This window comes from Streptomyces sp. GMY02 (assembly GCF_019056675.1).
Classification (GTDB): Bacteria; Actinomycetota; Actinomycetes; order Streptomycetales; family Streptomycetaceae; genus Streptomyces; species Streptomyces odonnellii.
This window is the reverse complement of sequence record NZ_CP077658.1, coordinates 3,080,499-3,092,727: the sequence shown is the minus strand read 5'-3', so window position 1 is coordinate 3,092,727 and position 12,229 is coordinate 3,080,499. Positions and strand designations below refer to the sequence as shown.

At 73.9% G+C, this 12,229-nt stretch carries 9 protein-coding genes; 2 read left to right on the top strand and 7 right to left on the bottom strand.

Going from position 1 to position 12,229, the window contains the following annotated elements:
• Window positions 1-471: 471 nt before the first annotated feature.
• Window positions 472-1,203: a CBS domain-containing protein gene (locus KQY30_RS12900; protein ID WP_217306952.1), complete on the bottom strand. Its 732-nt coding sequence runs from the start codon at window positions 1,201-1,203 to the stop codon at window positions 472-474.
• Window positions 1,204-1,584: 381 nt separating this feature from the next.
• Between KQY30_RS12900 and KQY30_RS12895 the strand changes: the two genes are divergently transcribed.
• Window positions 1,585-2,205, top strand: a complete 621-nt coding sequence (locus KQY30_RS12895) for a DoxX family membrane protein (protein ID WP_217306951.1) — start codon at window positions 1,585-1,587, stop codon at window positions 2,203-2,205.
• Between the two features lie 254 nt (window positions 2,206-2,459).
• Window positions 2,460-3,176 (top strand): response regulator transcription factor, encoded by a 717-nt coding sequence (locus KQY30_RS12890; protein ID WP_217306950.1) that lies wholly within the window; start codon window positions 2,460-2,462, stop codon window positions 3,174-3,176.
• A 48-nt stretch (window positions 3,177-3,224) separates the two neighbouring features.
• On the opposite strand, the gene KQY30_RS12885 is transcribed toward KQY30_RS12890, so the two are convergent.
• From KQY30_RS12885 to KQY30_RS12860, 6 genes are all read right to left on the bottom strand, one after another.
• A complete protein-coding gene (locus KQY30_RS12885; RefSeq protein ID WP_217306949.1) occupies window positions 3,225-4,049 on the bottom strand; it encodes a universal stress protein in 825 nt (274 codons plus the stop codon).
• Window positions 4,050-4,324: 275 nt separating this feature from the next.
• Window positions 4,325-5,932, bottom strand: a complete 1,608-nt coding sequence (locus tag KQY30_RS12880) for a hypothetical protein (RefSeq protein WP_217311017.1) — start codon at window positions 5,930-5,932, stop codon at window positions 4,325-4,327.
• A 103-nt stretch (window positions 5,933-6,035) separates the two neighbouring features.
• On the bottom strand, window positions 6,036-7,709 hold the full coding sequence (gene abc-f / locus KQY30_RS12875) for a ribosomal protection-like ABC-F family protein (protein WP_217306948.1): 1,674 nt from the start codon (window positions 7,707-7,709) through the stop codon (window positions 6,036-6,038).
• Window positions 7,710-7,988: 279 nt separating this feature from the next.
• A complete protein-coding gene (locus KQY30_RS12870; protein WP_217306947.1) occupies window positions 7,989-9,407 on the bottom strand; it encodes a ParB/Srx family N-terminal domain-containing protein in 1,419 nt (472 codons plus the stop codon).
• 410 nt (window positions 9,408-9,817) lie between these two features.
• The gene (locus tag KQY30_RS12865; protein WP_217306946.1) at window positions 9,818-11,284 is read right to left on the bottom strand and encodes a hypothetical protein; all 1,467 of its coding nucleotides are present in this window, start codon (window positions 11,282-11,284) and stop codon (window positions 9,818-9,820) included.
• Entirely contained in the window at window positions 11,281-12,093 is an 813-nt protein-coding gene (locus KQY30_RS12860) for an ABC transporter ATP-binding protein (RefSeq protein ID WP_217306945.1), read from the bottom strand. Before KQY30_RS12860 ends, KQY30_RS12865 begins: the two co-directional genes overlap by 4 nt.
• Window positions 12,094-12,229 lie beyond the last annotated feature (136 nt).

The window sequence follows — 12,229 nt, the reverse complement described above, 5'->3', positions numbered from 1 at the left end:
GCTCCGGGTGGGGTCCGTTCCGGGTGAGCGGTCGTCCGGCGATCCTCCCGTCCCCGCCCTGAGGGCCGCCAGGGCCGTACGGGCCCATGCCGGTCCGGCGCGAGGGCCGGACGGCTCTTCTCTCCGGCCCCCCGCCGGGACCCCGGAAGGCCCTGCCGCCCGGCCCCCGCCGGGACCGGACACGGGCACCGGCCCGGGTGACGGAGCCGGACCGCCGAGGGCGACGGCGCCGAACCGGCCTGGGTGACGGCGCCGGACCGGCCTGGGCGATGGCGCTGGACTGGCCCGGGTGATGGCGCTGGACTGGCCTGGGTGATGGCGTCGGACCGGCCCGGCTGATGGCGCTGGACCGGCCTGGGCGACGGCACCGGCCCGGCTCGGGCGATGGTGTCGAACCGGCTCGGGCGATGGCGCGGACCGGTCCGGGTGACGGCGCCGGACCGGCTCGGGCGATGGAGCCGGACCGCTCCCTCAGAACTCGCGGAGCCATGAGCCGCCGCCTTCGCGCGGGACCCATCCCGCCGGGCGCAGGCGTGTGTCGTCCACGCGGTGGGTGAGCCGGTCGACGACCGCCACCACACCGTCGATCCGGCTCGCCATGCGCAGCGCGACCGGCTTCTCGCTCAGCCGCTCCACCTGGCCCGCGAGTGTGACCACGCCGTCCCGCACCTCCACCGCGACGGACTGCGGCGCCAGCCATGGCGTGCCGTCGATCACCTCCTCCAGAACCGTGCGCCTGATCTCCTCGTCGGGGCGGAGGAACACCTGGAGCAGATCGCGCCGGGTGACGATGCCGACGAGACGGTCCTCCTCGTCCACCACCGGCAGCCGCTCGATTCCGCGCCGCGCCATGGTCCGGGCCGCGTCCGCGATGGTGCTCTCGGCGCGCACCGTGACCGCCGGGCTCGACATCAGGGTCCCGGCGTGCCGGGCCGGGGCCTTCCGGGTGCGGCGGCGGCCCTGGACGAGCCGGTTCAGCCGGGCGCGCAGACGGTTCGCACGGCCGGCCGGCGCGGTCCGTCCGGCCGTACGAAGGAGATCGGTACCGGAGACCACACCGACGACCTTGTCGTCGTCATCGAGCACCGGAAGCCCGCTGACGCGATGGACGGCGAGCAGCCGGGCGATCTCCTTGAACGAGGTGCCGGGCGCGGCGGTGACGACCTCGTTCGTCATCACGGTGCCCACCTTGGTGTGCTTCATCGTGCTCTCTCCTTCTGCGCTGTCCGGCGCTGTCGGCGCCCCGCAGGTCCGGGGGTCCGGGGTCCGGCTCCAGGCTCCGACGCCTCGGCCGTCCGGTTCCAGGGACCGCCCGGACACGGGGACGGGCCGATCGGCCCTGATCGGCCCGCGTCGCGCACAGTCCGCACGGCGAGGCCTCGCGTACGGCCACGGTTCCGCCGGCCGTCCCGGGGCCCGCCCACCCCAACAGGCCTTCGTCCCAGTGCCGTTCGGCCCACCGGGCAGGGCCGTCGGGCCGCAGCGGCGCCGCCCCCGGCAGCGGGAGATTGAAGCCGCGACACAGCGACTGACACCGCGACACGGCATCGACACCGCTCCCGCCCCCTGAAAGGGATGACAGACATGGCAGTTCACCAGACGCCCCGCCACAACAGGTTCCGCATCTCCGCGTCGCGGCAGGCCACGGCGGTCGTGCCGGCCGACGCAGCCCGTTCCGAGGCGGTGACGGGACGGCTCGCCCAAGTCGCCGCCACGGCCCGCATCCTGATCGGATTCGTCTTCCTCTGGGCGTTCTTCGACAAGGCCTTCGGCTGGGGTTACGCGACTCAGTCCTCCGGCGCCTGGATCGACGGCGGTTCACCCACCAAGGGCTTCCTCGGCGGCGTCGCCGCCGGACCGTTCCAGTCGGCCTTCAACTCCTGGGCCGGGGACGCCTGGACCGACTGGCTGTTCATGCTGGGCATGCTCGGTATCGGTCTCGCGCTCACCTCCGGCGTCGCGCTGCGCCTCGCCGCCGCCGCGGGCACCGTGATGATGGCTCTCATGTGGGCCGCGGAGTGGCCATTGGCCCGGCACCTCGCCGACGGATCGCCCAGCATGTCGTCGAACCCGGTCGTGGACTACCACGTCATGTACGCGGTCATCATGATCGTCCTCGCCGTCGCCGGGGCGGGCCGCACCTGGGGGCTCGGCCGGGTCTGGCAGGAACTGCCCTTCGTACAGCGCCACCGCTGGCTCGTCTGAACCGTCGGCGGAGCCGGCCGGGGTGCCCCACCGCACCCCGGCCGCCCCGTCGTTCCCGTCGTTCCCGCAGTGCCGCCCCGCGGAGTCCACGCACGTACACCGTGAACGTAGGCCGACGGCACGGCGGGTGACCGTCCGTCAGGCACGCGCGGCAGGGCCGTCCGGCCCTGGTACGGGCGGCGAGGCACCGGCCAGGATGGAGCGCAGGATGGAGCGAACGGCGGCAGCGCCCCACGAACCCCTGGAGGACGAAGATGACCGACGACCGGGAATCCGCGCGGCAGCGGCCGATCCGGGTACTGCTGCTCGACGATCACGAGGTGGTACGGCGCGGGGTGCGCGACCTGCTCGACGCCGAGCCCGGTATCGAGGTCGTCGGCGAGGCCGGAACGGCTGAACAGGCCCTGGTCAGGGGCCCGGCGCTGCGCCCGGACGTCGCCGTCCTCGATGTACGGCTGCCGGACGGCGACGGCATCACGGTCTGTCGGGAGCTGCGGTCGGCGATGCCCGGGCTGGCGTGTCTGATGCTCACCTCGTTCGACGACGACGACGCGCTCCTCGACGCGATCATGGCCGGAGCCGCGGGCTATGTGCTCAAGGAGATCAAGGGGTCCGATCTCGTCTCCGCGGTCCGTACGGTCGCCTCCGGTCAGTCGATGCTCGACCCGGCCACCACAACGCGCCTGATGAACAGCCTGCGCGGGGAGGAGCCCGCGCCGGAGACCGGACCGGGACCGCTGGACGGCCTCTCGCCGCGCGAGCACGAGATCCTCGCCCTGATCGGCAAGGGCCTGACCAACGCTCAGATCGGCAAGCGGCTCTATCTCTCGGAGAAGACGGTCAAGAACAACATTTCCCGGCTGCTGGCCAAGCTCGGCGTGGAACGCCGCGTGCAGGCGGCGGTCCTGGCGACACGCGCCGCCCCGCAGGACGCCCAGCGGGACCCTTCCGTTGACGAGGGTCAGCGCTGAGCCGCGCCATGGCCGGCGCGGGGAACGCGCCGGCCGCCATGTGTCCGTTCAGAGACCGCCGCCGTGACGCGTGCCGAGGTCCGAGGGAACGACCAGCACCGGGCAGCGGGAGCGGTGCAGCAGCGCGTGCGCCGTCTGTTCGTGCCGGACACCTCCGCCGCCGTGCCGGTGATGGGCGATGACGACGACACCCGCTTCCGCGGTGGCGGCGATCAGCTCGTCCAGGGACAGCCGGGGAGCCGTCCGGTCCGGCTGTCCGGCGGCTTCCCGCGTGGGCGCCGCCGTTCCCGTCGGCAGGCCCGCGCCGCCCGGTGCCCGCAGGGCGGCCGGCGGACACGGTCCCGGCGGTACGGGCAGCCGGTAGAGCGGCGTGTGGACGAACCGTACGCGCGTGCCCCGGCGCACGGCTTCCTCGTCGGCGTAGACCGTCGCCTCCGCGTCCGCGTCCGTCTCGATGGCGAGCAGCACGTCGCCCGCCGCTGTGTGGTACGGGAGATGGCCCGCGCCGACGACCAGCAGCGGGCAGTGGATACGCTCCATCAGCCGGCGCGCCACCGAGCGCGAGGCCAGCGCGGCGAGGCCGCCCAGGGCGCGCGTGCCGACCACGGTCAGCGCCGCCCGGCTGCCCTTCCTCGCCAGCGCCTCCGCGGGATCGGCGTCGACTGCGGCGAGCCGGACGGTCAGACCGGGATGGTGGGCACGGACCCGGGCCGCGGCCGTGGCCAGCACCGGCCCGGCCGCGTCCAGATCCGGAACGGCGTAGACGATCTCCAGCGGCACCGACCGGCGGGCCGCCTCCTCGGCGGCGGCGTCCTGCGCGCGGGTCGAGATGATCGAGCCGTCGGTCCCCACGACCACATGGCGCTCTGGCATGTGCCTTCCCCTCTCCTGCTGTTGCCGGCCGGCCTGCGGACGGTCATGGGCATCAGCGTCCGGCCCGCGACCGAACCAGCGGCAGGGGCCGCCCGGCCCCCACGCCCGGCGACCGGCCCTCACATCCGCCGCCCGGCCCCCCCCACGTCCGGTGCGCGGGCCTCGCGTACGCCCGGCCCTGGCGCCCGGCACCCCCGCGTCCGCCCCCGCCCCCGCCGCCCGGGCCTCGTGCACGCCCGGCCCTCGCGCGTGCCCGGCCGTGTCCGGCCGGCCGGTCACCCCCGCGCGCAGTCCGCCGTCGCGCGAGGCAGGCGGTATGGCGACTCCAGGCGGTAGTCGCCCGCCTTCGGGACCGTCAGGCGCACCCACTCGCCTGCCTGTTCCACGCATGCGCCGCGTGCCCTGAGCCACGGGGAGTACGCGATCCGTACCGTCACCGAGCCCGGCTCCGGCATCCGTACCACCAGGTCCGCCGCGTCGCCGCCGGCCACCGAGGCGGGCGCGGAGACCAGCGGGACGGCGTTCCGTACGCGGTAGACCGTCCAGCCGTCGTCCTCGTACACCCGCTCCAGCCACTCCGGACCGCTTCTGACCAGCGCCGCTTCGGCCTCGGCCGGGCCGTCGGGCTGTCCGTGGTGCAGTACGACGAAGCCCACCGCCCAGCGGTCCAGCCAGGCGCGGTAGCGGGCCTCGGTGAGCGTGCCCTCGTAGAACAGGCGCCCGCGCTCGACGTCGAGCTGACGGTTCCAGCCGCGGGCCATGGTGATGTACGGGGCGAGGATGTCGGCCTCGCGGTGGTTGCGCGCGGGGACGACCTCGACACGCGTACGGTCCGCCCCCAGCCGGTCCAGGGCGGCGACCAGCCCGTCGGTGTGCGCGGCCCACGACGGCACGGTGTTCGACACGACGAGATCGTCCTCGGTCTTGTCGGCCAGCCAGTTGGTGTTCACGACGAGGGCGGCGGCGAGGACGAGATGCGGGAGGGCCCGCCAGGGCCGGGCCTTCAGGGCGTCGAGCGCGGCGGATGGACGTGGCACGTCCGGGGCGCGTGTCAGCAGGGCCGCGAGCAGCACCGGCGGCCCCGCCAGCCCCACCAGCCGCTCCACATTCGTACCGATCGGCGAGGCGACCAGAAAGGTCAGGACGACCCCGACGGCGTAGACGGCCGCGCCGTACCGCACAACCCGCCAGCCGCGCGGCGCCGCCGCGCACAGCGCCGCACTCGCGACGAGCGGCATCCACAGCTTGCCGGGGCTCATGGGCTGTTCGCCCTGGAAAGGGAAGAGGACGGTTGTCGCGGCTATGACGACGAAGGGCGGCACGATCAGCGCCGCCCCCTTCGCCCACCGCCGGTCCAGCAGATACGCCGCGCCCGCCACGACGAGGAAGAGCGCGGCGACCGGGCTGGCCAGGGCGGTGAGCGCGGCGCAGCCGGCGGCCCGTATGAGGCGCGTACGCCGCTGCCGGCCCTGGACGCACAGGAGCGCCAGCAGGCCCATGGCCACCCCCAGCGCGAACGTCGTCCGCCCCGACGCGACATTGCACCAGAGCGCCGCCGCCCCGAGCAGCGCGGGCCACAGCGGCCGCCGCACCCGCCGTACCCCCGCCCGTACGAACAGCACGCCCAGCACCCAGGTCCCGGCCAGCCCCGCTGCCACGGTCACCGTTCTGACGCCGAGCAACGCCATGAGCGGCGGCGCCAGCACGCTGTAGTTGGCGGTGTGCGTGCCGCCGTACCAGGCGAGGTTGTACGCGGAGCCCGGATGCCGCGCCGCGAACCCGGCCCAGGCGAACTGGGCCGCCAGATCACCACCACCGGTGGCGAGCAGGGCGGCCCACAGGACGTAGAACGGTACGGCGGCACCGGTCACGACAACCGGCACCAGCCACCGGCCCCGGCCGGACGCCCGGCTGCCGTCGTCGCCGCCCGGCCGCGCCGAGGTCTCCGCCCGGCCGGTCTCCGCACTGGTCCACATCCGCCCCACACTAGGCCGTACGGGTCACGTCCGGGCTTTCGGCGCTCTCCTGTACGTCCTGTACGACGCGGCCCGCGCGCAACTCCAGCCGCCTGCCCGTGAACCCGGCGCGGAAGCGGCGGTCGTGGGAGACCACCACCAGCGCGCCCTCGTACGTCCGCAGCGCCTCCTCCAGCTCCTCGACCAGGCTGAGCGCGAGATGGTTCGTCGGCTCGTCGAGGATCAGCAGGCCGGCGGGCCGGGTCACCAGCCGGGCCAGTTCCAGCCTGCGCCGCTGGCCGACCGAGAGCGCCGCGACGGGCACGGTCAGGTCGTCCTCGCGGAACAGACCGAGGCCCAGCAGTTCGTCCGCGTACTCCTCCGGCATCCCGGGACGCCCCGCCGCGAAGGCCGCGAGCAGGGGCAACCGGGAGGCGACGGCGGGGAGTTCCTGCGCCAGACAGCCGCTGGACACCGGACGCAGTACGGAACCGCTGTCCGGCCGCAGCTCCCCGGCCAGCACCCGGAGAAGGGTGCTCTTGCCCGCGCCGTTCGCCCCGGTGACCAGCAACCGCTCACCGGTGTGCACCCGCAGACGCGCGATGTGCAGCCGGTCCCCGACGACGACGTCGTCGAGCCCGGCGGCGAGGCCGTCCGCCGCGCCCGCCTCGGGCCCGCTCAGCGTCGGCCGGAACCTCAACGGCTCCGGCGGCGCCGGGACCGGCTCCTGCCGCAGCCGCCACAGTCTCTCCCGCGCCGCCCTCACCCGGCCCGACAGCTTCGCCTCGTGCGCGCGGCGGTGCTTGCCGAAGCCTTGGCGCGGGTCCTTGCCCGTGCTCGCCAGCCGCTGCCCCGCCGCCGCGACGAGCTCCTCCGTACGGGCCACCTCGGCCACCCACTCCAGGTGGTCCAGCCGCCACCGGTTGCGGGCCGCCGCTTTCGCCGTACGGTAGCCGCGCCAGCCGTCGCCGTACCGCGTCACCGCCCGCGTATCCCGGTCCACCTCAAGGATCGTCGTCGCGATCCGTTCCAGGAACGCCCGGTCGTGGGTGACCGCGACCACCGTTCCGCGGTGCGCCCGGAGCTGGTCCTCCAGCCAGGTGGTGGCCTGGAGGTCGAGATGGTTGGTGGGCTCGTCGAGCAGCAGCAGTTCGGGCGCCGACGCCAGTACGCAGGCCAGCGCGAGCCGGGACTGCTCCCCGCCGGAGAGCGAGCGGAGGAGCCGGCCGCGGCCGATCCCGGCGAGCCCGAGCCCGTGCAGCGCGGCCTCGACCCGGGCATCGGCCTGATAGCCGCCGCGCTCCTCGTACACCGTCAACAGCTCGCCGTACGCGGCCAGTTCGGCGTCCCCGGCCTCGCCGAGCGCCGCCTCGGCCGCGCGCAGCCGGCGTTCCAGCTCGCGCAGTTCGGCGAGGGCCGCGTCGACGGCGTCCTGGACGGTGTGGGCGGGACCGAGGCCGAGGGTTTCGTCGAGGGTCTGGGCGAGATGGCCGGTACCGCCGGGGAAGCGGACGGTGATCTCACCGCCGTCCGGGCGCTCGGCCCCGGCCAGCAGCCGCAGCAGGGTCGACTTGCCGGAGCCGTTCTCCCCGATGACTCCGGCCTTCTCGCCGGGGCGTACGGTCAGCGACACCTGGTCGAGGACCGACCGGTCGCCGTACGCCTTGGAAACATCCTTCATCGCCAATTGGGCGCGCTCGCGCATCGCTACTTCCTGTCGGGTGACATGCCCCGACCGCGCGGGCACCCGTCTGTGCGCGGGCCGCGTCGGGTCAGGGCTGGATTCCGGGGGACCTGGGGAGCAGGTCCGGAATCACAGGAAGTAGTAGTGCTGGAACATGCGGCCGAGTGTAGCCGGGCCGCGCGGAGGCGGCCCGGCGATTTCCCGGCGGCTCTTCTACGGTGCTACGGGGTGTCGGTTACGAGGCCTTGCCCGCAAGCGCGGTACTACGAGGCGCAGCGCTGCCCGCGAGCGAGTGCGGTGCTACGAGGCGTTGCCCGCGAGCTGGACCGGCCCGTTCAGGGTGTTCGGCGTGCAGCCGGGGCCCGACAGCGTCAGCCGTTCCTTCGTGTTGACGACGGACAGCGGCCCGGTCAGCGATGTCCCGCACAGCTCGACGACCCGCGCGCCGACCGCCTGCACCGGCCCGGTGATGTCCGCGCCCTTCGCGACCAGCCCGGCGTCCGCGCGGACCACTATCGGCCCGGTGACCCGGGTGCCGTCGAGGCAGGTGACTCCGGCGGAGATGACCAGCGGGCCGGTGTGGGTGCCGGTCAGCGTGTTCGTACAGACGGGCGCGGCCGGGACACGGCTCCGGAAGTCCAGCGCGTACGCCAGTTTGCCGGGCTTCGCGTCGGAGATCGGCGCGCTGAGCTTCCCGAACTCGCCGCCCGTCGGCTTCTTCCCGTCGTTCCACTCGGCCATCCGGCCCAGCTCGTCGGCGGTGCGGCCGTCGGCGATGACGGTGTCGCCGGGGGTCGCCGACATGGCCTCGGACGCCTTGCGGACGGCGGCCAGATAGGACGCGGGGCTGCTCAGGTCGTACGTACCGAGGTCCACGCGGTCCCGCAGCCAGGTCCCCCAGAGGAACTCCAGGTACTCGGCCGCGTCGTCGGGCGCCTGGTAGCCGATGTCGCGCGTGAAGTAGACGAGGCTGCGGTAGCGGTCGTCGTGGAAGCTGGCGAGGCCGAGGCGCTTGGGGAGCTGGTCGACGGTGATCGGCCGGTTGTTCTCGTCGCGCAGCCAGACCCACTTCCGGTCCTGCATGGTCTGCCAGAAGGCGGCGGGGGAGAGGTCGCTGAGATTGCCGGTGACGCGCAGCCGGATGTGCATGGAGGGGCCGCCGTCGGGGGTCTCCAGGAACGACGTCAGGGTGTGGTGCCCGTCGGTCAGATAGAGCTTGCCGCCGGGGCCGACGACGACGGTCTTCATCTGGGCGCGCGTCTCGTCGGTCTCCTCGCCAAGCGGGACGGCGCAGGTGAAACTCGACGGGTCGGACAGGCGGGCCCCGGGCTCGACGGTGTCCGCCTCCTCCTGCCCGTTGGTCTCGCACCAGTCGTCGAAGCGCTTGTTGAAGTCGCCGTTCTGCTCGTCCTTGGGGCTGCTGTAGCGGCCGAGTTTGTAGTAGATCTGGTCGAACCCGACGGAGGGCTGGGTGGGGATGAGCTGATCCAGCGTCACGTCGAGCAGATCGCCGGGCTGGGCACAGAGGGCGGCGTTCGTGGCTGCGCCCTTGGCGGCGTTGGCGGGGAGGGCGCAGTTCGGCTTCGCGGCCGCGCCGGCCGGGCCGCCGCCCGCGACGACCCCGCCGAGCGCGAGCGCGCCCACGGCGAGCCCGGCGCCGGCCCCGCGCAGCGCGGCACGGGCCCGGGACGGGGACTGCGTACGGGATGAGCCGGTCATACGGTCTCCAGGTGGTGGCGTACGGATATGTCTCTGCGGGCCTGGCCGCACAGGCAGTTGGCGCACAGGGCCGCCCAGTCGGCGCACAGGGCCGCCGCATATCCACTCACCTTTTCCGCACCGCCGGGGCGGCTTCCGGGCGTCGCGGCGGTGTCGGGAAGGTGAACGGTGATGGTGTGGCCCGGTGTGGTCCGGAGCGGTCCGGTGCGGTTCGGCTGCCGTTCCAGTGCAGTGCAGTTGACGGTACGTCAGCACAGCACGGCAGCACAGTACGTCGCTACGTCAGGGCCCCGGCGGCGCGGCCGGGGCCCTGACGGGAGCCGCGAGCCGGGGCCCGGGTGGCATGCCGGGCGGGACCGGCTTCAGTCCGTCCCCGGCCCCGCCCGGCCCCGCCCCCGGTGCCTCCTCGCTCACCCGCGCGCGCCGTCCCGCAGGACCGTCAGCAGATCGCCCTCGCACGCCAGCGACGCCTTCCGCAGCGCCGCCACACGCTCCCGCTGCTCGTCCTCCGGCAGCGCGCGCAGCGCCGTCCAGGCGGGCCCGGCCAGGGCGTCCGCCGCCGAGCGTTGGCCGCCCGCGCCGGGCAGGGGCTTGAGGTCACCCGTGAACCAGGCCGCGGCGACCGTGCGCGCCGCCAGTTCACGCACGGCCTTCGTCTCGTCGTACCGCCGCTCCTCCTCGTCGGTCGGATACGTCCTGAGCGGGACGACGCACGGCCCCGTACCGGCACCCGCCAGCAGCGCGCGCAGCGTCTCGTCCCTCGTGGCGCCGCTGAGCGCCTGCGCCTCGAAGTCGACGGGGACAGAGCCGGCGGGCTGCGGCGGCGCCTGCGGCCGCCACGCCCCGAGCGGCCACGCGGGCACCGTCTCGCGCACCTCGGACGGCGGGTCAGGCAGCCCGGCCAGCAGCCGCAGCGCCTCCTCGCCGGGACCCTCCGGCCCGGCGAGCGCGGCCAGTTCCTTCTCGTGCACGCGCGTCACACACACCCGCCCCTCGCACACCGGCGCCGTCGCCGCCTCGTCGATCACATAGTTGCTGTCGTGCGAGGCCGGCAGCAGCGCCACTCCCACCACCGCACCCACGACCAGCGGCACCAGCGCCAGCAGTCGCGCCCGCGCCCGTCCCGCGACCAGCAGCAGGAACCCCGTCCCCGCCAGGCCCAGCAGCCAGACCGCCTGCCCGGCGTTGACCCGCCACGCCACCGTCAGGAACGTACTGTGCACCTCGGCCAGCGACGGCGACAGCAGCACGATCCGGTTCGGGAACAGGTCCTTCGTGACCGCGTCATGAACGAGTACGACCGACATCAGCGTCACGATCGCCAGCGTGGGCGGGATGAACGCGGACGGTACGGTCCTGGCGATCCCCATCCCCAGCCACGCCCCGGCAACCAGCGCCAGTGCCCCGACCAGCACGATCGGTAGCCAGCGGAGATGCGCGTACCCGTCGTTGCCGATCACCTGGACCCCTCCGTAGAGGAAGATCAGCAGATAGGCGACGGCGAGGGCCAGTCCCAGCGCGCCGGCGGTACTGGCCGCGCGCTGCCAGACGGGACGCGGGGTGGTGGCGAGGAGTTCCGTCATCCGCGAACGGTGGTCCCGCAGCCCCTGTACGGCCCCTGCCGCCAAGGCCGGCGGCCACAGGAACACCATGAGATACCGCTCCCACCAGGCGGCGGACGTCCACTGCCCGGTCCACGCCTCGGCGCCCTCCGTCCACGGCCCGCCGCCGAACAACTGGAACAGCGCGACCGAGCCGAGCAGGAGCAGCAGCCCCGTCCACAGGCCGGTGGAGCGCCGGAGTTCGATCCGCAGGATCCGGCCCCCGCGCCGGGCGTCCGTGTTCCGCGTCCTGTCCGTCTCGTGGTGCGGTTTCACCAGGCACCGCCCTTGCCCCGCTCCGGCCGCATCAGCAGCGCCGCGTAACCCCGTTCGATCGGGCTGTCCCCCGGATCCTCCGGCCCGCCCGCGTCCGCCAGTTGGCCCGGCGTCCCGCTGAACACCGTCCGCCCGTCGGCCATGAGCGTCACATCCGTACACGCCGCCGCGACGTCCTCGACAAGATGCGTGGACACCACGACACACGCGTCCGCGCCGAGTTGGTGCAGCAGCTCACGGAAGCGCAGCCGCTGCGCCGGATCGAGACCCACCGTCGGCTCGTCGAGCAGCAGGATCCGCGGGTCGTTGACGATCGCCTGCGCGATCCCCGCCCGCCGCACCATCCCGCCCGACAGCGTTTTCATCCGCGCGTCGGCCCGGTCGGCCAGCCCCACGCGCTCGACCGCCCGCTGCACCGCGCCCGGTATCCGTGCCGCCGGAACCTCCTTGAGCCACGCCATGTACTCGACGAACTCCCTTACGGTGAACCGCCGGTAGTACCCGAACTCCTGCGGCAGATAACCGATCCGCCGCCGCAGCTCCCGCCGCCCGCCGTGCGCCCCCGCCGGGGCGCCGAGCAGCTCCAGGGAACCGGCGGCCGGCCGCAGTACGGTGGCGAGCGAGCGGATCAGGGTCGTCTTCCCGGCACCGTTGGGGCCGAGCAGGCCGTGCACTCCGGTGCCGAGGGCCAGGTCCAGGCCGTCGACGGCCATGGTGCGGGCCCCGGCCCGTACCTTCAGTCCTTCGGCGTGGATCTCCCAGGCGTAGGGAGTGGGGGCCACTTCGGCCGCCGTCACACCGCGCATCATGTCGTCACTTCCTCGGTCATCGTTGAGGGCCTTTCGTTGTGAGTGCGTGAGGCGTACGTGGGTGCGTTCGTGCGTGCGGGCATGCGCGGGTGCGGGAGTGCATGCGTGTGCGTGTACGTGCGTGTGCGTGGGTGCG

Excerpts from the sequence above, each read along its gene's own strand:
- KQY30_RS12890 (WP_217306950.1), top strand. The coding sequence starts at position 2,460 with ATGACCGACGACCGGGAATCCGCGCGGCAGCGGCCGATCCGGGTACTG.
- abc-f (WP_217306948.1), bottom strand. The coding sequence starts at position 7,709 with ATGCGCGAGCGCGCCCAATTGGCGATGAAGGATGTTTCCAAGGCGTAC.
- KQY30_RS12885 (WP_217306949.1), bottom strand. The coding sequence starts at position 4,049 with ATGCCAGAGCGCCATGTGGTCGTGGGGACCGACGGCTCGATCATCTCG.
- KQY30_RS12895 (WP_217306951.1), top strand. The coding sequence starts at position 1,585 with ATGGCAGTTCACCAGACGCCCCGCCACAACAGGTTCCGCATCTCCGCG.
- KQY30_RS12900 (WP_217306952.1), bottom strand. The coding sequence starts at position 1,203 with ATGAAGCACACCAAGGTGGGCACCGTGATGACGAACGAGGTCGTCACC.
- KQY30_RS12870 (WP_217306947.1), bottom strand. The coding sequence starts at position 9,407 with ATGACCGGCTCATCCCGTACGCAGTCCCCGTCCCGGGCCCGTGCCGCG.
- KQY30_RS12860 (WP_217306945.1), bottom strand. The coding sequence starts at position 12,093 with ATGATGCGCGGTGTGACGGCGGCCGAAGTGGCCCCCACTCCCTACGCC.